The sequence below is a fragment of the Pseudomonas sp. SJZ077 genome, assembly GCF_007993905.1.
Taxonomy (GTDB): Bacteria; Pseudomonadota; Gammaproteobacteria; order Pseudomonadales; family Pseudomonadaceae; genus Aquipseudomonas; species Aquipseudomonas mandelii.
In genome coordinates this window covers 164,776-184,054 of record NZ_VIUJ01000007.1, presented here as the reverse complement: position 1 = coordinate 184,054, position 19,279 = coordinate 164,776, and the positions used below count along the sequence as shown (strand labels likewise).

Annotated in this window: 18 protein-coding genes; 2 read left to right on the top strand and 16 right to left on the bottom strand. The window is 61.4% G+C overall.

Going from position 1 to position 19,279, the window contains the following annotated elements; translation table 11 throughout:
* Nucleotides 1–450: 450 nt before the first annotated feature.
* The gene (gene rne, locus FBY01_RS13320; RefSeq protein WP_145308038.1) at nt 451–3,669 is read left to right on the top strand and encodes a ribonuclease E; all 3,219 of its coding nucleotides are present in this window, start codon (nt 451–453) and stop codon (nt 3,667–3,669) included.
* 108 nt (nt 3,670–3,777) lie between these two features.
* Here rne and FBY01_RS13315 read toward each other — a convergent pair whose 3' ends face one another.
* The 12 genes from FBY01_RS13315 to FBY01_RS13260 all read right to left on the bottom strand — a co-directional run bounded on the left by FBY01_RS13315 (nt 3,778) and on the right by FBY01_RS13260 (nt 15,240).
* Entirely contained in the window at nt 3,778–4,368 is a 591-nt protein-coding gene (locus FBY01_RS13315; protein ID WP_145308040.1) for an NTP transferase domain-containing protein, read from the bottom strand.
* Nucleotides 4,365–5,348, bottom strand: coding sequence for an XdhC family protein (locus FBY01_RS13310; protein WP_010461876.1), 984 nt, complete (start codon nt 5,346–5,348; stop codon nt 4,365–4,367). Before FBY01_RS13310 ends, FBY01_RS13315 begins: the two co-directional genes overlap by 4 nt.
* Entirely contained in the window at nt 5,348–7,669 is a 2,322-nt protein-coding gene (locus tag FBY01_RS13305) for a xanthine dehydrogenase family protein molybdopterin-binding subunit (RefSeq protein WP_145308042.1), read from the bottom strand. The genes FBY01_RS13310 and FBY01_RS13305 overlap by 1 nt, the downstream gene beginning before the upstream one ends.
* A complete protein-coding gene (locus FBY01_RS13300) occupies nt 7,666–8,136 on the bottom strand; it encodes a (2Fe-2S)-binding protein (RefSeq protein ID WP_010461879.1) in 471 nt (156 codons plus the stop codon). The genes FBY01_RS13305 and FBY01_RS13300 overlap by 4 nt, the downstream gene beginning before the upstream one ends.
* A 245-nt stretch (nt 8,137–8,381) precedes the next feature.
* Nucleotides 8,382–9,401 carry a UDP-N-acetylmuramate dehydrogenase gene (gene murB, locus FBY01_RS13295; RefSeq protein WP_145308044.1) on the bottom strand — a complete coding sequence of 340 codons (1,020 nt, stop codon included), beginning with the start codon at nt 9,399–9,401 and terminating at the stop codon, nt 8,382–8,384.
* Entirely contained in the window at nt 9,398–9,862 is a 465-nt protein-coding gene (locus tag FBY01_RS13290) for a low molecular weight protein-tyrosine-phosphatase (RefSeq protein ID WP_010461884.1), read from the bottom strand. The genes murB and FBY01_RS13290 overlap by 4 nt, the downstream gene beginning before the upstream one ends.
* Nucleotides 9,862–10,626: a 3-deoxy-manno-octulosonate cytidylyltransferase gene (gene kdsB, locus FBY01_RS13285; RefSeq protein ID WP_077748004.1), complete on the bottom strand. Its 765-nt coding sequence runs from the start codon at nt 10,624–10,626 to the stop codon at nt 9,862–9,864. Before kdsB ends, FBY01_RS13290 begins: the two co-directional genes overlap by 1 nt.
* A complete protein-coding gene (locus FBY01_RS13280; protein ID WP_010461887.1) occupies nt 10,623–10,808 on the bottom strand; it encodes a Trm112 family protein in 186 nt (61 codons plus the stop codon). Before FBY01_RS13280 ends, kdsB begins: the two co-directional genes overlap by 4 nt.
* 25 nt (nt 10,809–10,833) lie before the next feature.
* Nucleotides 10,834–11,844 carry a tetraacyldisaccharide 4'-kinase gene (lpxK, locus tag FBY01_RS13275; protein WP_077748005.1) on the bottom strand — a complete coding sequence of 337 codons (1,011 nt, stop codon included), beginning with the start codon at nt 11,842–11,844 and terminating at the stop codon, nt 10,834–10,836.
* A complete protein-coding gene (locus FBY01_RS13270; protein WP_010461891.1) occupies nt 11,844–12,275 on the bottom strand; it encodes a biopolymer transporter ExbD in 432 nt (143 codons plus the stop codon). Before FBY01_RS13270 ends, lpxK begins: the two co-directional genes overlap by 1 nt.
* A complete protein-coding gene (locus FBY01_RS13265; RefSeq protein ID WP_010461893.1) occupies nt 12,272–12,907 on the bottom strand; it encodes a MotA/TolQ/ExbB proton channel family protein in 636 nt (211 codons plus the stop codon). Before FBY01_RS13265 ends, FBY01_RS13270 begins: the two co-directional genes overlap by 4 nt.
* A 98-nt stretch (nt 12,908–13,005) precedes the next feature.
* Complete coding sequence (locus FBY01_RS13260) at nt 13,006–15,240, bottom strand: DNA internalization-related competence protein ComEC/Rec2 (RefSeq protein WP_145308046.1); 2,235 nt, start codon at nt 15,238–15,240, stop codon at nt 13,006–13,008.
* A 135-nt stretch (nt 15,241–15,375) separates the two neighbouring features.
* On the opposite strand from FBY01_RS13260, the gene FBY01_RS13255 reads away from it, so the two are divergent.
* Entirely contained in the window at nt 15,376–15,894 is a 519-nt protein-coding gene (locus tag FBY01_RS13255) for a DUF2062 domain-containing protein (protein WP_010461897.1), read from the top strand.
* 141 nt (nt 15,895–16,035) lie between these two features.
* On the opposite strand, the gene FBY01_RS13250 is transcribed toward FBY01_RS13255, so the two are convergent.
* The 4 genes from FBY01_RS13250 to FBY01_RS13235 form a co-directional block, all read right to left on the bottom strand.
* A complete protein-coding gene (locus tag FBY01_RS13250) occupies nt 16,036–16,815 on the bottom strand; it encodes an ABC transporter permease (RefSeq protein ID WP_010461900.1) in 780 nt (259 codons plus the stop codon).
* Nucleotides 16,812–17,744, bottom strand: a complete 933-nt coding sequence (locus FBY01_RS13245) for an ABC transporter ATP-binding protein (RefSeq protein WP_010461902.1) — start codon at nt 17,742–17,744, stop codon at nt 16,812–16,814. The genes FBY01_RS13250 and FBY01_RS13245 overlap by 4 nt, the downstream gene beginning before the upstream one ends.
* 133 nt (nt 17,745–17,877) lie before the next feature.
* Nucleotides 17,878–18,501, bottom strand: coding sequence for a glutathione S-transferase family protein (locus tag FBY01_RS13240; protein WP_010461904.1), 624 nt, complete (start codon nt 18,499–18,501; stop codon nt 17,878–17,880).
* A gap of 43 nt (nt 18,502–18,544) precedes the next feature.
* Complete coding sequence (locus FBY01_RS13235) at nt 18,545–19,204, bottom strand: transglutaminase family protein (protein ID WP_145308048.1); 660 nt, start codon at nt 19,202–19,204, stop codon at nt 18,545–18,547.
* Between the last annotated feature and the right edge of the window lie 75 nt (nt 19,205–19,279).

The window sequence follows — 19,279 nt, the reverse complement described above, 5'->3', positions numbered from 1 at the left end:
GAGCCAATATTCATGGCCAGTTCACAAAGTGCAGTCAGCTAAGGACGACCCCGAGCGAACGCTTCGGAAACAACGCCTAAATTAGCCATGATGCGTGACCTCCCCCTTCGGAGCTCACGGTAAATGCCAACCCGCTGCGGATTCTGCGCGCGGCAGCACCCGAATTATCAGGGATACGTGTAGGGTGGAGATGCACAACCGCTGGACTGTGTAGCAATAGGCTTTATCAAGACGCTTCATCTCGTCCACAGCCGCTGGTTGATTCCTCCTCCTGACTGAGTGCTTAAGTAGCCACAGCAAGCAGGACGCGTAAGTCGCGATAACGGCCCAATTGGCCAGACATCGCTGGACACGGGAATGGCCAACCACTCCCGACGCACCTGACACCGACCATGAGAAGTCGTGTGTGCCGAACGCCGTTTCCGGCAGCCCGGAAACCGACGGTACTACATGAAAAGAATGCTGATTAACGCAACTCAACCCGAAGAGTTGCGTGTTGCACTGGTAGATGGCCAACGCCTCTACGACCTGGACATCGAATCCGGTGCACGCGAGCAGAAGAAGGCCAACATCTATAAAGGCCGGATTACTCGCATCGAACCAAGCCTTGAGGCTGCCTTTGTCGATTTCGGCTCTGAGCGCCACGGCTTCCTGCCCCTCAAAGAAATCTCCCGCGAATACTTCAAGAAAGCCCCTGAAGGCCGCGTCAACATCAAGGACGTCCTGAGCGAAGGCCAGGAAGTCATCGTTCAGGTCGAAAAAGAAGAACGTGGCAACAAGGGCGCTGCCCTGACCACCTTCATCAGCCTGGCCGGTCGTTACCTGGTGCTGATGCCGAACAACCCGCGTGCCGGCGGTATCTCCCGTCGCATCGAAGGTGAAGAGCGCAACGAACTGCGTGAAGCCCTGAACGGCCTGGTTGCACCAGCCGACATGGGTCTGATCGTTCGTACTGCCGGCCTGGGCCGCAGCAGCGAAGAAATGCAGTGGGACCTCGACTACCTGCTGCAACTCTGGACCGCCATCAAAGAAGCTTCGCTGGATCGCTCCGCGCCGTTCCTGATCTACCAGGAAAGCAACGTGATCATCCGCGCCATCCGCGATTACCTGCGCCAGGACATCGGCGAAGTGCTGATCGACAGCGTTGAAGCCCAGGACGAAGCCCTGACCTTCATTCGCCAGGTGATGCCGCAGTACGCCAGCAAGATCAAGCTGTACGAAGACAGCGTTCCGCTGTTCAACCGTTTCCAGATCGAAAGCCAGATCGAGACCGCTTTCCAGCGCGTCGTTGAACTGCCTTCCGGCGGCTCCATCGTTATCGATCCGACCGAAGCCCTGGTGTCCATCGACATCAACTCGGCACGCGCCACCAAAGGCAGCGACATCGAAGAAACCGCCCTGCAGACCAACCTTGAAGCCGCCGAAGAAATCGCCCGTCAGTTGCGCTTGCGCGACATCGGCGGCCTGATCGTCATCGACTTCATCGACATGACCCCTGCCAAGAACCAGCGCGCCGTGGAAGAAAAAGTCCGCGAATGCCTGGAAGCCGACCGCGCTCGCGTGCAAGTCGGCCGCATCTCGCGCTTCGGCCTGCTGGAAATGTCCCGTCAGCGCCTGCGTCCATCCCTGGGCGAAAGCAGCGGCATCGTTTGCCCGCGTTGCAACGGCACCGGCATCATCCGTGACGTTGAATCGCTGTCCCTGGCGATCCTGCGCCTGATCGAAGAAGAAGCCCTGAAAGACCGCACCGCCGAAGTTCGCGCCCAAGTGCCGATTCCGGTCGCAGCCTTCCTGCTCAACGAAAAACGCAACTCGATCACCAAGATCGAACTGCGCACCCGTGCCCGCATCGTCATTCTGCCGAACGATCACCTCGAAACGCCGCACTTCGAAGTTCAGCGTCTGCGTGATGACAGCCCGGAAGCCGCAGTCGGCCAGTCCAGCTACGAAATCGCAGCAGCCGCTGCCGAAGTCGAAGAAGTCCAGCCAGCCGCCGCGACCCGCACCCTGGTTCGTCAGGAAGCCGCAGTCAAGACCGCGCCGGCCCGCGCCAACGCTCCGGTTCCGACCGAAGTCGTCGCAGCCGCACCTGTTGCTGCACCGATCGCCGTGCCAGAGCCAAGCCTGTTCAAAGGCCTGGTGAAGTCGCTGGTCAGCCTGTTTGCTACCAAGGAAGAGCCTGCTGCTCCGGTTGTGGTTGAAAAACCAGCGACCACCGAGCGCCCGGCCCGTAACGAAGAGCGTCGCAACGGTCGTCAGCAGAGCCGCAACCGTAACGGTCGCCGCGATGAAGAGCGCAAGCCTCGTGAGGAACGTGCACCGCGTGAAGAACGCGCACCACGTGAGCCACGCGAAGAGCGTCAACCACGCGAAACCCGGGAAGAAACCCCGGTAGTCGCCCGCGAAGAACGTGCTCCACGTGAAGAGCGCGCACCACGCGCCCCTCGTGAAGAACGTGCACCGCGCGCACCTCGCGAAGACCGCAAGCCACGTGGCGAGCGTGAAGAACGCGTGCGTGAACTGCGCGAACCTCTGGATGCAACCGCTCCAGCCGCTGCTGCGACCGCTGAAGAGCGTCCAGCTCGCCAGCCACGTGAAGAACGCGCTCCGCGCCCACCGCGTGAAGAACGTCAGCCACGTGCCGAGCAAGCCGCTGCCGCGGTTGCCGAAGAAGAACTGGTAACCAACGAAGAGCAACTGCAGGAAGACGGTCAGGAAGGCGCCGAAGGCGATCGTCCACGCCGCCGCTCCCGTGGCCAGCGTCGTCGCAGCAACCGTCGCGAGCGTCAACGCGATGCCAACGGCAACGTGATCGAAGGTTCGGAAGAATCCGAATCCGCCGAAGGCAGCGAAGCGGGCGAAAGCAACGAAGCGCCAAGCACTTCCGATCTGGCCGCCGGCCTGGCTGTTACCGCAGCCGTTGCCAGCACCGTGATCAGCGCGCCTGCTGAAGCCCAAGCCAACGAGCAAGCCGAACGCGCAACGGCCGCCACCCTGGAAACGGCTTCGGTCGAAGCGCCAGTGGTGGAAGCAACGACTCCGGTAGAAGCCACTGCGGCTCCGGAAATCGAAGTGGCACCGGTTCGTGAAGCACAGCCTGAAGTTGAAGCGGCCCCCGAGCCAGTGTTTGCTGCCGAGCCAGCTGCCGAAACCTCCAGCGAAACCGTAACCGAAGCTGTCCGCGAAGTTCGTGAAGAACAAACCGCGTTCAACTGGGTTGCCGAGCCGGCTGCGGTTGAAGCGCCTGCTCCGGTTGCTGAAGCTCAGGTTGCTGAAGCCATGGTGTCCGAGCCAGTGATTGTGGCTGCCGAACCTGCTCCAGTCGTTGAAGCACCGGCGCCGGTCGTTGCCGAAGTGGCTGCACCGCAAGTCGAAGCCGCCCCTGTCAGCGCCCTGACGCCAAGCGGCCGTGCACCGAACGATCCACGTGAAGTGCGTCGTCGCAAGCGTGAAGAAGAGCGTCTGCAGAAGGAAGCCGAACTGGCTGCCGCTGCTGCTCCGGTTGAAGCGATTGTCGCTGACGAGCCTGCACCGGTTGTGGCTGAAGTGATCGAAGCGGCACCTGTTGCCGAATCGGTCATCGAAGAAGCACCGCGCTCCGTACAGGAAGCGGTCGAGCAACACGAACAAGCCCTGGAAAAAGAACACGAGCCTAAACCCCTCGTCTGATTCCATCGGCCACTAAAAAGCCCCGCCTGGTGATCCAGGCGGGGCTTTTTTACATCTGAGATAAAGCAAGTAGACCGCGTTATCGTTCTTCGCGGGCAAGACGGTGTGTCAGGAAAATACTAATGCCGCAGGCACATCCACATCCCACAACACCCCGGCATCATCCACCGCCACTTCAACCACCCTGCCCTGCGCAAACAACGGCTTGGCCCCATGATCACCCGATAACGCCATCAACCCCGGCCCAAAACTGCGACCGAACCCAACCGGGTGTCCGTACTTCCCCGCACGGACCGGAACGCTGACGCAATCGTCCGCAATCCCGGCCACCACCCGCTCGATACTCGACGGCAAGATAAACGGCATATCCCCCAGCACAATCAACCAGCCACTGAGCTCTGGACACGCCGCCACCCCGGCGGCAATGCTATCGCCCATCCCGGCAGGCCCGATCTCCACACTCTCGAAACCGTACGCCTGAGCCATGCGCATCACTTGTGGGCGATCTTCGGTCGTCACCAGCACACGCTTCCCAAGGTTGGCCGGCACACTCAGCAGCACGTGCTCGATCACCGACCGAACCGCGCCATCTCGCCCCGTGCAGTCGGCCAGCAGCTTGTCCTTGTCCGCTCCCGCCACCTCCCTGAAGCGTCTGCCCTGCCCCGCCGCCAGCACGATGACGCCGATGGGTTCACTCATACAACCTCCTGCAACGGCTTCTTCTGCTTCAATTCGACACCGTTCTTGATCGCCACAATCTCGGCCAGCAGCGACAAGGCGATTTCCGCGGGACTGTGGCTGCCGATGTGCAAACCGATCGGGCCGTGCAGCCGCTCGATGGCCTGTGATGACAAGCCTAGCTGAGCCAGGTTTTCCCGCCGCTTCAGGCTGTTGACCCGCGAGCCGAGGGCGCCGACATAAAAAGCCCTGGAATCCAGAGCGGTCAGCAACGCCATATCATCCAGGCGCGGATCATGGGTCAGGGCGACAATGGCCGTGCGTTCGTCGGTCTCGATGGTCAGCACCGCTTCATCCGGCATGCCCGAGACGAAACGGCCGTGCTGCTCTTCCCAACCGTAGACAAACTCGCTGCGCGGATCGCAGATCAGCACTTCGAAATCCAGCAGTCGCGCCATTTCGGCGACATACCGGGACAATTGCCCCGCACCGATCAGCAATAGCCGCCAACGCGGACCGTAGATGGCGCGCAGGGTGTGGCCGTCAAAGCTCAGCACATCGCTTTTGTTCGCCGCCTGCAAAATCACTTCACCGGTCGCAATATCCAGCGAACGAGCCACTATTTCATGGGCCTCGCAGCGTTCCAGCAACTCGGCGACCCAACCTGGATCGCCGACCCGCTCCTCGGTCAGGCGCAAGGTGCCACCGCAGGGCAAACCAAACCGTGCGGCCTCCTCGCGGGTGACGCCGTAGGTGATCAATTGCACCGGCGGCCCGTCAGGTGGAATCCGCCCATCGTGCAGCCGGGCAATCAGATCATCCTCGACACAGCCGCCGGACACCGAGCCGATCACCACGCCATCTTCACGCAACGCCAGCATCGCGCCAGGTGCCCGGGGCGCAGTGCCCCAGGTCTGGACCACGCTGTACAACACCACCCGCCGACCGGCGCGACGCCATTCCAGCACGCTGCGCAGGACGTTCAGGTCTGCGCTGTCCATCAGGCCTGCGCCTTCTGCCAACCTTGCAGCTGGAAGCGAACCGGCAAGTTGCGGATGCGCTGGCCAGTGGCAGCGAAGATCGCGTTGCACAGCGCAGGCGCAATCGGCGGTACGCCTGGCTCACCGACTCCGCCCAACGGCACATTGCCCGGAGGCGTCACCAGATGCACCGCCACTTCCTTCGGCGCCAGCGACATGCGCGCCACTTCGTACATGTGGAAGTTGTCCTGCTGCACCTTGCCGTCCTTGAAGCTGATTTCCCCGACCACGGCATTGCCCAGGCCCATGACGCACGCGCCTTCGAACTGAGCGCGAATCCGTTCGGGGTTGATCTGCGGACCACAATCCACCGCGATGTCGGCCTTGTGCACGATCAACGTGCCGTCGTCTTTGACTTCGACTTCGATCACCGCCGCCACATAGCTGACGAAGCTGTAATGCACCGCCAGGCCCAGGCCTCGGCCCTTGGGCAGCTCGCGCCCCCAACCGGCGGCCTTGGCGGCTGTTTCCAGTACCGTGCGCATCCGCCCGGTGTCGATCGGATAACGCTCGGGCGATTCGCCGTAGTTCCACTCTTCACTCAAGGTACGCGGATCGATCTGACGATCCGGGCCGAGCAGTTTGATCTGGTACTTGAGCGGGTCCTGCTTGGCCTTGTGCGCCAGCTCATCGACAAAGCTCTGGATCGCAAACCCGTGGGGAATGTTCGACACCGAGCGATACCAGCCGACCCGGGTATGAATCGCCGCTTCGGGGTTTTCCAGGCGCACGTTGGGGATGGCGTAGGCCATGTTGGTAAAGCCCATGCCCAGCTCGAAAGCCGCCTCGTGGTTCATGCCCGGGGCGAACAGCGCGGTAATGCTCGGGGCCACGGTGCGGTGCAACCAGCCAGAGGGCAGCCCATCCTTGTCCAGGCTGGCCTTCAGGTACTCGGCCGACACGGTGTGGAAGTAGGAGCAGTGGATGTCGTCTTCACGGGTCCATTGCACCCGCACCGCTTTACCGGGGAATTCCTTGGCGAGGATCGCCGCTTCGATGACGAAGTCCGGCTTGGACTTGCGACCGAAACCGCCGCCAAGCAAGGTGACATTGAACGTGACCTTATCGAACGGAATACCAAGGCGTTCGCCAATCCGTTCCCGGGTGACCTGTGGCGCCTGACTCGGGGCCCAGGCCTCGCACACACCGTCCTGGAAGCGGGCGATGGCGACCATCGGTTCCATCGGCGCCTGCGCCAGGTGCGGCAGGTAATACGAGGCTTCGAGGGTACTGTTGGCGCCTTTCATCGCGTCGTCGATGTTGCCGGTATTGCGCACCACTTTGCCGGGTTTGAGGGACGCGGCTTCCAGTTCTTTGCGGTAGGCGATCGAGTCGTAACTGGCATTGGGGCCGTCATCCCACTCGATTTTCAGCGCTTCGCGGCCCTTGATCGCGGCCCAGGTATTGCTGGCCACCACGGCCACGCCACCCAATGGCTGGAACTCGGATGGCAGCGGACGGCCTTCGATCTGAACGACCTTGATCACGCCCGGGACCTTCATCGCCGCGCTGGAGTCGACGGATTTGACCGTGCCGCCATAAACCGCCGGACGCGCAATCACGGCGTAGAGCATGCCGTCGAAATGCACATCGGCCCCGTAAATGGCGCGGCCGTTGACGATGTCGGCACCGTCGATCGCCTTGGTGCCTTCCTTGCCGATGTAGCGAAACTCCGACGGTTGCTTGAGCCGCAGGCTGTCACGGGCCGGCACTGCCAGCGCACCCGCCGCGGCGGCCAGAGCGCCGTAGCCCAGTTCACGACCGCTCGGTTGGTGCACCACTTTATGCAGCTGCGCATGGCACTCGCTGACCGGCACTTTCCACTGCTCGGCAGCCGCTTGTTCCAGCATGGTTCGCGCGGCGGCACCGCAACGACGCATCGGCTCGTACCAGTGACGCATGCTGCGCGAACCGTCTGTGTCCTGGTTACCGAAGCGAACCTCGTCACCCGGCGCCTGCTGCACTTTCATCATGGCCCAGTCGGCGTCCAGTTCATCGGCCACTACCATGGTCAAGCTGGTGCGCACACCCTGGCCCATTTCCGAACGGTTGCAGACCACGGTCACCATGCCGTCAGCGGCAATGCTGATGTAAACCTTGGGATCATCGATCCAGCCATTGGGCATGCCGTCGGCGCCGAATTTTTTCTCTTTTTCTTCGGCAAAAGCGTCTTGCCAGCCCCAGCTCGCTACCAGAACTAACGCACTGGTCGCACCGACGCCTTTAAGGAAGCCACGGCGGCTGAGGTTGCTCAGCGCAAAATCATTCGGTAACTGGCTCATGCCTTGGCCTCCTTCAGGTGAGTGGATGCCTGGCGGATGGCGGTCTTGATGCGGTTATAGGTGCCGCAACGGCAAATATTGCCGACCATCGCCTCTTCGATCTGTGCGTCGCTAGGATTCGGGTTGGTCTTGAGCAACGCCGTCGCTGACATGATCTGCCCGCCCTGGCAGAAACCGCACTGAGCCACGGCGCTGTCGAGCCAGGCTTGCTGCACGACTTGCCCGACCGGGTCGACGTGCAGGTTATCGATGGTGGTGACGTTCTGGCCGACCACTGAACCGATCGGCGTGATGCAACTGCGCGCCGGAGCGCCTTCGATATGAATGGTGCAGGCACCACACAGGCCCATGCCGCAGCCAAATTTGGTGCCGTTGTAACCGGCCACGTCGCGGATTGCCCAGAGCAGCGGCATATCCTCGGTGACGTCGAGTTGATGGTCTTGACCATTGAGCTTCAGGGTAATCATGGGCACGCCCGCATATTTCTGGAGGTTATGGGGTCGAGCAATCTGCCGCCGAGACTTGGCGGTTGGCATCATGCAGATCGGCTCAGGCTAAGAGGCTCTCTTACGCGGACGGAAACGTCTGCATCGGGCCTTTGGTGGAGCAAATGCTTGCATCGTTAGGTGGCTAAGTTAACCCAGCATTAACAAAAAAGCCCTGCACAGTTTAAGGTGTGCAGGGCTTTGAGATCAGCCATTAAAGCGTAGCCTCAATACTGATTCGGCTCCATTTCCAGGTCGACGTTGAAACGCTGGGAAATGTCTTTCTGAATGAGCTGCGCCAGGTGCAGCAATTGCAGGCCGGTGGCGCTGCCATAGTTGACCAGCACCAGCGCCTGTAACTTATGCACGCCGGCATCGCCATCGCGAAAGCCTTTCCAGCCGGCCCGCTCGATCAACCAGCCCGCCGCCAGTTTCATCTGCCCATCGGGTTGCGCGTAGGCCACCAGGTCCGGGTATCGGCTTTTCAGCTGCGCGACCAGCGCGGTCGGCACCAGAGGGTTCTTGAAGAAGCTGCCGGCATTGCCGAGTACTGCCGGGTCCGGGAGCTTTTCGTTGCGTATGCTGCAGATCGCCTGGCTGACGTCGGTGGCAGTCGGCTGATCGATGCCTTGCTCGGTCAGGCGCTGGCGAACCGGGCCGTATTCCAGGTGCAGGTGCGCGGCGCGGTTTAGGGTGAAACGCACGCGCAGGATCAACCAACGCCCCGGTTCCTGTTTGAACAGGCTGTCACGGTAGGCGAAGTTGCATTCTTCCAGGGTGAAATCCCGCAGCTCGCCGCTCTGGCGATCCAGCGCGGTCAGGCCGGCGAACACGTCCTTGATCTCGACGCCATAGGCACCGATGTTCTGCATCGGCGCCGCACCCACGGTGCCGGGAATCAGGCTGAGGTTCTCCAGCCCCGACAACCCCTGCGCCAGGGTGTGTTGCACGAACGGATGCCAAGGCTCGCCCGCCTCGGCTTCGATCACGACCTTGCTGCCGTTATCGCTCAGGATCCGAATCCCGCGCGTAGCCATGCGCAGCACCAGCGCCTGGACATCAGCTGTCAGCAGCAAGTTGCTGCCGCCACCGATCACCAGCAATGGCACGTCATGGGCCGACGCATACGCCAGGGCTTCACGCACATCGGCGTCGCTGTGGGCCTCGGCGAACAACCGGGCCTGAACGTCGACACCAAACGTATTGAACGACTTGAGCGAAACCCGGGGTTGAACTTGCAAACTCATAACCGCCCCTTCAATTCGATCACCAGTCGATCACTGGCGCGTTCGATCAGGTCCAGCACCTGCTCGAAGCCTTGGTCCCCGTCGTAGTACGGATCCGGCACTTCATCGAGTTCTGACTCGTAGCGACGCAGGAACAGGTCCAGCTCGGCTTTGCCCTTGGCCGGTTGCAGGGCCTTGAGGTGGCGCAGGTTGCTGTTGTCCATCGCCAGTATCAGGTCGTAGGCGGAAAAATCGGCGCGGGTCACTTGCTGTGCGCGTTGGGCGGACAGGTCGTAACCGCGCAGTCTGGCGGCGGCCTGGCTGCGTTTGTCCGGCGCCTTGCCGACGTGCCAGTCACCGGTGCCGGCGGAGGCGACTTCGATGTGATCGGCCAGCCCCGCCTCGCGCAATTTATGCCGCAGCACGCCTTCGGCCGTCGGGGAGCGACAGATGTTGCCCAGGCACACGAACAGAACGCGCATCAGGCCTCCAGCAGGCGACGGACGCGCTCGAGGTCTTCGACGGTGTCGACACCGGTGGGCGGTGCGATCAGTGCGTCAGCGACGTGAATCCGCACGCCGTGCCACAGGGCACGCAGCTGTTCCAGGGATTCGGTATTTTCCAGCCAGCACGGGCCCCAGCTGACGAAGTCATGCAGGAAACCGGCGCGGTAGGCATAGATGCCGATGTGGCGGCGGTACGGCACGCCTTCCGGCAATTGCTCGCGGCTTTTGGCGAACGCGTCGCGGGCCCACGGCAACGTGGCACGACTGAAGGTCAGCGCCAAGCCATTAAGGTCGCTGACAACCTTGACCACGTTGGGATTGAACAGGGTTTCCACGTCTTCGATCGGCTCGGCCAGGGTGGCCATGCGCGCTTCGGCGTGGGCGGCCAGGTTGGCAGCCACCTGATCGATCACACTCGGCGGAATCAACGGTTCGTCACCCTGGACGTTGACCACGATGGCGTCGGCGGCCAGGCCCAGTTTCGCGGCGACTTCGGCCAGGCGATCGGTACCGGAATTGTGATCTTCGCGGGTCAGCACCACTTCGGCGCCAAACGCCTTGCACGCCTCGACAATGCGCACGTCGTCAGTGGCGACCACGACACGCTCGGCACTGCTTTTGCTCGCCTGCTCCCAGACGTGCTGGATCATCGGCTTGCCGGCGATCAGCAGCAGCGGTTTGCCCGGCAGACGGGTGGAGGCATAACGCGATGGAATGACAACGGTAAAGGCTGTGGTCATTTATCCAGGCGCTCGTCGGTGGTCAGGGTGCGGGCTTCAGTTTCGAGCATCACCGGGATGCCATCGCGAATCGGGTAAGCCAGGCCGGCGCCCTTGCTGATCAGCTCGGTCTTGTCGGCGCTGAGTTTGAGGGGGCCTTTGGTGACCGGGCAAGCGAGGATGTCGAGCAATTTGGTGTCCATGAGCATTCCCTGGGTAAGAACGGAGTTAAGGCAAAAGACGAGCCGGCAACAGGCGCATCAGCTGCGTATCGAACCAGGCCACGAAAGCCGGCGATGGCGCAGCATCGACCGCCAGGTACCACCAATCGGCGGCGGCGAAGGCACGGCACTTCACCGCGTCCTTTTCGGTCATCACCAACGGCAATGACGGTGTGAAATTCAAGGCCTGAACGCTGTATTCGGCGTGGTCGGCAAACGCATGCGGCACTGGCTGCCAGTGTAGCGTTTCGAGGGTCGTGAAGAAACGCTGCGGATTGCCGATCCCGGCCACGGCGTGCAGTGCCTGACCTGCGGGGAAGTGGTCGAGGGGGCGACGCTCACCGCTTTGCAGGTTGACCAGTTCGGTAGGTTGCAGCTGGAAGGCAAAACCGTTTTCGCGATCATTGGCGGCGCCGTTGTACAGCACGGCATCGACGCTCTGAAGGCGTTCGACCGGTTCACGCAAGGGACCGGCCGGCAGGCAGCGTTTGTTGCCCAGGCCGCGGGCGGCGTCGATCAACACCAGTTCCAGGTCCCGGGCCAGCCGGTAATGCTGCATGCCGTCATCAGAGAGGATCAGATCCAGCGGTTCACTCGCCAGCAGCGCTTTGACGGCGCTGCTGCGATCCGGGTCGATCATCAATGGCACGCCCGTGCGCTGGACGATCAACAGCGGTTCGTCGCCGGCGATGTCCGCGCTTTGATCGGCCTCGACGCGCCACGGCAATTGCGGCGGTTTGGCGCCGTAACCGCGACTGACCACCCCGACCCGCAAACCACTGCGCTGGCAATGCTGGATCATCCACAGAATCAGCGGCGTCTTGCCAGTGCCGCCGACGGTGATATTGCCGACCACGATCAGCGGCACGGGCGGCTGATAGATCTCGCCCTCGCCCGCCAGAAAGCGCTTGCGCTTGTTCATGACGATGCGCCGGTACAGCCACTCCAGTGGCTGCAACAGTTTCAGGGCCGGATGACCTTGGTACCACGCGGCGAGCAAGCGATCGGACATGGCCATCAGGGCGCGGGCGGTGCCGCTTCGACCGTGGTCATGCGCAGGTGGCTGAAACCCAGCTTGCCGGCGGCGTCCATGGCGGTGATGACCGACTGATGCTGAGTCTTGCCATCCGCGCTGATGGACAGCGGCAGGTTGGTGTCGCCATTGGATTCTTTTTGCAGCGCCTCCATCAGCGTCGCGAGGTCGTTCTTCGGCAATAGCTGATTGTTCACCGAGAACGCGCCTTCGGCACTGATGGCAACGTCCAGGTGCTTGACCTGCTGGTCTTCGGCAGGCGAACCGCTGACCGCTTCCGGCAGATCGACGCGCAACTGGGTTTCACGGGTAAACGTAGTGGTGACCACGAAAAACAGCAGCAGGATAAACACCACGTCGATCAGCGACGCGAGGTTGATGTCGACCGTTTCCCGCGGTTTGCGGCGGAATTTCACGCTTTGCCCTCGGCCAGGTCCACATCACGGTCGCCCTGAACCACTTCGACCAGTTTGATCGCTTCCTGCTCCATGCCCACCACCAGCTCATCGATCCGGCGTTGCAGGAATCGGTGAAAGAATACTGCCGGGATACCGACCATCAGGCCAGCGGCCGTAGTGATCAGCGCCTTGGAGATACCGCCCGCCAGCACCGCGGCATTGGTGCCCATGCCCGTGCCCATGAACGCGCTGAAAATGTCGATCATGCCCAGCACCGTACCCAACAGGCCCAGCAATGGGGCCATGGCGGCGATGGTGCCCAGCGCATTGATATAGCGTTCGAGTTCATGAACCACCCGTGCGGCGGCCTCTTCGATGCACTCTTTCATGATCTCGCGACCATGTTTGGAGTTGGCAAGGCCCGCCGCCAGGATCTCGCCCAACGGTGAGTTGGCGCGCAGTTCCTTGAGTTTTTCTTTGTTGAGCTGTTTGTCCTTGATCCACACCCAGACCTGCCCGAGCAAATGCTCAGGGGTCACACGGCTGGCTCGCAGGGTCCAGAGACGCTCGGCGACGATCGCCATTGCCGCGATGGAACTCAGAATGATCGGCAGCATCATCCAGCCGCCGGATTTGACCAATTCCCACACAGTGACAGCCCCCTCGAAAAAGTGCGCCACTCTAACATAGGGGCCGGATGCACCGAAGACCGTGATGTCGCATCCGGTCGGGCTTTCATAACTGGCGGTTATGGGCCCAACGGTGGCGGATCGCGCCAGAAACGCCGATCCAGACGCATCGTCCATGGCGGCTTGAACCGTCCCAGTTGCAGACGAATGGCGCCGTGGGTGGCGCTGTCGTAGATCGCCATGCCGCGTTTTTGATAGCGCGCCATGACGGTGGGATGCGGGTGGCCAAAGGAATTGCCCTGGCCCCGGGAAATCAGCACAGCCCTGGGTTGCAACGCGGCGAGCAGCGCCATCGAAGAGGAACTGCGACTGCCGTGGTGAGGCGATTGCAGCCAATCGGTCGGCACGGCAAGCGGACTGTCGAGCAATGCCCGCTCGGCTGCCGCATCAATATCACCGGTCAGCAACAATCGCTCGCCATTGGCTTCGATCTGCAAGACACAGGATTTTTGATTGCTGTCGGCGGCGGATGTCCATTGCCAGAGCCGGAAGTCCACACCGTCCCAGGTCCATTGCCGGCCGCTTTCACAGCCTTCGGCGCGCAATTCGGCTGGCAGCGCCTCGGGATCACCGCTCAGGACCCGCGCCACCGGCAATCCGTTGGCAACCGCACGTGCACCGCCGGCGTGATCGGCGTCGGCGTGACTGAGCAGCATCAGGTCGATCCCGGACACGCCCAGTTTGCGCAATGACGGCAGCACCACCCGCTCGCCGAGGTCGAAATCGCCAAAACGCGGCCCGGCGTCATACAACAAGGTGTGATGGCGGGTGCGCACCAGGATGGCCAGGCCCTGGCCGACGTCCAGTTGCCAGACTTCGGCGACGCCTTCGGCAAGCATCGGGCGAGGTGGAAAAACCAGCAACAGCAGCAGCGGCCAACCCAACGGGCGCAACGGCACCCCTTTAGGCAGTAATAGAAGAAAGGCCCCCAGCGTACCGAGCGCCCAAATCCACACCGGCACCGCGACCGGCACCCAGGCGGGGAATCGCCCGGCCATCAAGGCCAGCCCCTTGAACAACAGGTCGACCAGACCGCCCGCCAGCCACAGCAACCCCTCGCCCACATAAGGGACGGGCAGTAACAACGTCCCGAGCAAGGCTGGCGGCAATACCACCAGACTGACCCAGGGCACCGCCAACAAATTGGCCACTGGTCCGCTGGCGCTGATCGGCAAGCCAAGTATCAATAGCAATGGGCACAGTCCGATCGCGATCAGCCATTGCGCACGGGTCCACGTTTGCCACCAACGCCACGGCCCCAGACGCCCACCGAAGGTGAAGATCAACACCGCCACCGCTGCGAAGGACAACCAGAACCCCGGTTGCAGGCTCGCCAGCGGGTCGAGCAGTAAAACGCCATTGAGCGCCAGCAACAGCGGCCACCAGGCGCCAAGGTGCCGAAACCTTAGCCGCCACAACAACACCAGACCGATCATCACGCAGGCCCGGCGCACCGGCACCTCAAAACCGGCCAGCAACCCGTAACCCAGCGCAGCGGCAAACGCCAGTCCGCAGGCCCATGGCAGCCAGGGCAAACGGCTCGGCCACAGACCATAGCGCGCCAGCCCGGCGATCAGCAGATACACCAGCCCCGCCAGCAACCCGATGTGCTGCCCGGAAATCACCAGCAGATGCACCGTGCCGGTGTCTTGCAGCACTTGCCAGTCCTCGCGACTCAGCCCGCCGCCGTCGCCCAACACCAATGCGATCAGCGCCCCCGTCCGGCCTTGGGCATCGACGGCCTGCAATTGCTGCCGAATGCTGTCACGCCAGGCCCATTGGGCGGCGGCCAGCCTATGGCCATCCTTGACCGTACCGGTAGCGCCGATGCGTTGTGCCAGCAACCAGGCGTCGTAGTCAAAGGCATGCGGATTGAGCAGCCCGGCAGGACGCTTCAACTTGACCGCCAGCCGCCACCGTTCGCCGCTGTTGACGGGCGGTCCGTCATACCAGGCGAGGCGCAGATGCCGGGGCAGCCGGGTGCTTCGGGACTGACTGTCGGTCAACTCGAAGCGCACCACCCCTTCGGCATTCTGCGGCAGGCCCGTCACCCGACCTTCGATCCAACGAGTCTCGCCATCGAGCGTCAGCGACAGGCGATCATCCAGCGCCCACTGCGCACTCGCGCACGCCCAACTGAAGCCGAACAGAAAAAACGCCAACGGGTGAGTACGAAACGGCAACAGCATCAAACCCACGACCGGCAGCAACATCCATAACCAGACCGGCGGTAAAACCGGTAAAAAACGCAGGGCCAGCAAACCCAACGCCAGCGCCATCATCCCTGTGCGCATAAGCCCGTCCTTGAGAGTCCCACCCTAGGCATAGCTGCCCGACTGCACGCACACGGTTATTAATTGTCACAAAGTCTGAATGGGCGGTTCATAGAATCCAGACATACTTGCCGCCTTAACCGACCGAGAAGCCTTATGCCCCGGCGCTTATTCAAACGTTACATGCCAGACCCGACCAGCATCAGGGAACACAAATCCTTACGCTTTCTCGGCACCCTGCTGCATGACCCGAACCTCTGGCACCTCAATCGTCATTCCGTCGCACGGGCCATGGCGGTGGGCCTGTTCGCGGCCTTCCTGCCCATTCCGTTGCAGATGCTGGTCGCTGCCATTCTGGCGATCGTCGTGCGGGGCAACATGCCCATCGCCGTCAGCCTGGTCTGGCTGACCAACCCGATTACGATGCCAGCGGTGTTCTTCTGCACCTATCAGACGGGAGCGTGGTTAATGGACGTGCCGGCCAGGCATTTGCCGGACGAGCTGACGTGGGAATGGATCAGTGGCGAGCTTTCCACCTTGTGGCAGCCGTTTTTGCTGGGTTCAGTGGTGACGGGACTGGTGCTGGGCGCCCTCGCCTATTGCCTGGTGATGATGTATTGGCGCTGGTGGGTTGGGCGGCAGTGGAAGCGGCGCAAGAGAAACCGGATGCAGTAAATGCAAAACGGCCTCCATTGTTGGAGGCCGTTTTTTTATGGTGTTTGAGCTGACGCCTTCGCGGGCAAGCCTCGCTCCTACAGGTCTGATGGTGAACTGTAGGAGCGAGGCTTGCCCGCGAAGCAGGCGACGCGGTCTTTCTCAGGTACGCATCCCGCGCCCACTGACCAGCAGCCGCGCACAACCGATGTATAGAACGACGGTCGCCACCAACATGAAAGTAATCGCCACGCTGATCCTGATGTCCGAAACGCCAAGAATGCCGTAACGGAAGGCGTTGACCATGTGCAGCACCGGGTTGGCCAGGGACACGGTCTGCCAGAACGGCGGCAGCAAGCTGATCGAGTAAAACACCCCGCCCAGGTACGTCAGGGGTGTCAGCACGAAGGTCGGGATGATCGAAATATCATCGAAGTTACGTGCAAACACGGCGTTGATGAAGCCCAGCAGCGAGAAGATCGTCGCCGTCAGCACCACCACCAGAATGGTCACGCCCAGGTGATGCACCTGCAATTCGGTGAAGAACAGCGACAACAGCGTCACGATCAACCCGACCATCAAGCCCCGCAGCACGCCGCCCAGGGTGTAGCCAATCAGAATCGTATGCGGCGATACCGGCGACACCATCAATTCTTCGATGGAGCGCTGGAACTTGCTGCCGAAGAAACTCGACACCACGTTGCCGTAGGAGTTGGTGATCACCGACATCATGATCAGGCCCGGCACGATGTATTCCATATAGGTGAAGCCACCCATATCACCAATCTGTCGACCGATCAGGTTACCGAAGATCACGAAGTACAGGACCATGGTGATGGCCGGCGGCAGCAGGGTCTGCGGCCAGATCCGGGTAAAGCGCTTCACCTCGCGGTAAACGATGGTGTTGAGGGCAACGAGGTTGGGTTGCAGCTCGGAACTCATACCGCCACCTTCGACAGATTTTTCTCCACCAGGGACACGAACAACTCCTCGAGGCGATTGGTTTTGTTACGCAGGCTCAGCACTTCGATGTTCTGCTGCGCCAACTGGGTGAACAGCGCGGTGATGCCCATGGCCTTGTCGACCTGGACTTCGAGTGTGTGGCTGTCGAGCAGCTTGGTCGGATAACCGAGCAACTGCGGCGCGACGTTCAGCGTGTTCTTGAGATCAAGCAGAAAGGTTTCCACATGCAGCTGGCCGAGCAGCTGTTTCATGCTGGTGTTCTCGACAATCGTGCCGTGGTCGATGATGCCGATGTTGCGGCACAACTGCTCAGCCTCTTCCAGGTAATGAGTGGTGAGGATGATGGTGATGCCTTTCTGGTTCAGCTCGGTGAGAAAGGTCCACATCGAGCGACGCAGTTCGATGTCCACACCCGCGGTCGGTTCATCGAGGATCAGCAGGCGCGGTTCGTGGACCAGTGCGCGGGCGATCATCAGGCGACGCTTCATGCCACCGGACAGCGAACGCGATGGCACATCGCGTTTGTCCCACAGCCCGAGCTGGGTCAGATACTGCTCGGCGCGTTCCTTGGCGATCTTCGGCGGGATGCCGTAGTAACCGGCCTGGGTCACGACGATGTCGAAGGTTTTTTCGAACTGGTTGAAGTTGAATTCCTGGGGCACCACGCCGATGCAACGCTTGAGCGCTGCCGGCTCCTTGTCCAGGTCGTGACCGAAGATATTCACCGTGCCGCTGGTCTTGTTCACCAGGGTCGAGAGAATGCCGATGGTCGTGGATTTGCCGGCACCGTTAGGGCCGAGCAAGGCGAAAAAGTCACCTTCGGCGACGTCCAGATCGATACCACTCAAGGCCTGGAAACCGTTGCCGTAGGTTTTGGTTAGCTGCCGGATGGACAGAGCGGAACTCATATCGGATTTACGCACCAAGAAGGGAAGAAAGGGATAACTATGGGCGGGCGGCGAGCAATGCAACCGCGGCGCACGAGCGCAATGGTGCTTGTCGCCGCCAAACAAGTACAGTCAAGTGTGTCGATAGTGAGTATTAAGTCAACGCGGTCATAACGGCTTTTTTATACGCCGGACGCTGTTTCAGTCGTGCATACCAGGCTTCAAGATGCGGCTGCGGTGCACGCTCGATCGGCATCTCGAACCAGGCATAAATGAAACTGCCAAGGGGAATGTCGCCCATGCCGATTTCGTCGCCGGACAGATACGGTGTGGCCGCCAACGCCTGGTTCGCCATCGCCAACAGATCATCGCACTCCTTGATTGCGGCGTTGATGGCGGTCCAGTCCTGCTTGTCTTCAGGTGTGCGTAACACGCCCCAGAACACCGTGCGGAACGGGCCGGCAAAACTGGAGGTGGTCCAGTCCATCCACTTGTCGGCAGCGGCGCGAGCCTTCAGATCCGTCGGGTACCACGCGGTGCCATTGGCGCGACTGGCCATCAGATAACGCACGATGGCGTTGGATTCCCAGAGCACAAAGCCGTCGTCTTCGATCACCGGCACACGACCGTTGGGATTCATCGCACGATACTGCGGCGTATCGACTACGCCAAACGCGCCGCCCGCATCGATGGCTTCATAGGCCAGGCCCAACTCCTCGGCGGCCCACAATGGCTTTCTGACATTCGACGAATTTTTCCGACCCCAGATCTTCAGCATGACCGCCTCTTTATGGATGAATGCGCAGGCAGCATACGCCGGATCAGGCGCGGCTCAAATCACTCTGCATGTCACCCAGCAACGCCGGCAATGTGTCGCTGAACAGATGCGGGTAGCACTTTTCCAGGTGCTCGAAAAAGAACGTCTCAGGCACGTCGGTGAACTGGCCGTGGTCGACCAGGTACTCCATCAGCTGCTCGCCGTCACGGTTGAAGGGATGGAAAACACTGTCGTTGATGCCGTCGAACTCCAGCGGCGCGATATTGAACAGTTCGCAGAGTTGCTGGTTGAAGGCCGGCGTCGCCTTGACCCAGCGACCGTTCAGATACAGCTCGGTATAACCGTGCATGGCGAACACATCGCTTCTGAGCAACTCGAGCAAACGCGGGGTCGACAGGTGATTGCGCACGTCCGCCAGACCGATCCGCGCAGGGATCCCGCAATGTCGCGCGGCACCGGCCAGAAGCGTGGCCTTGGGCACGCAATAACTTTCCCCGGCCGCCAAGGCATAACTGCCGCGCAACGTATCCGGGTCGCGACTGAACGTGTAGGGGTTGTAGCGCACGGCCTCGCGCACCGCGTAATAGAGATTGATCGCCTGCTCAAGCGGATCGCGACTGGCGCCCCGGTGTTTTTCGGCGAACTCCACCACCGAGGGGTGGTCACTATCGATGAAGCGGCCGGGACTCAGATACTCGTGCATGAGAACAATCTCCTGGGGAAGCCACGAGTCTAACGACACCTTCAGCACAGAGATAACGACGTTTCGGCCAAACAT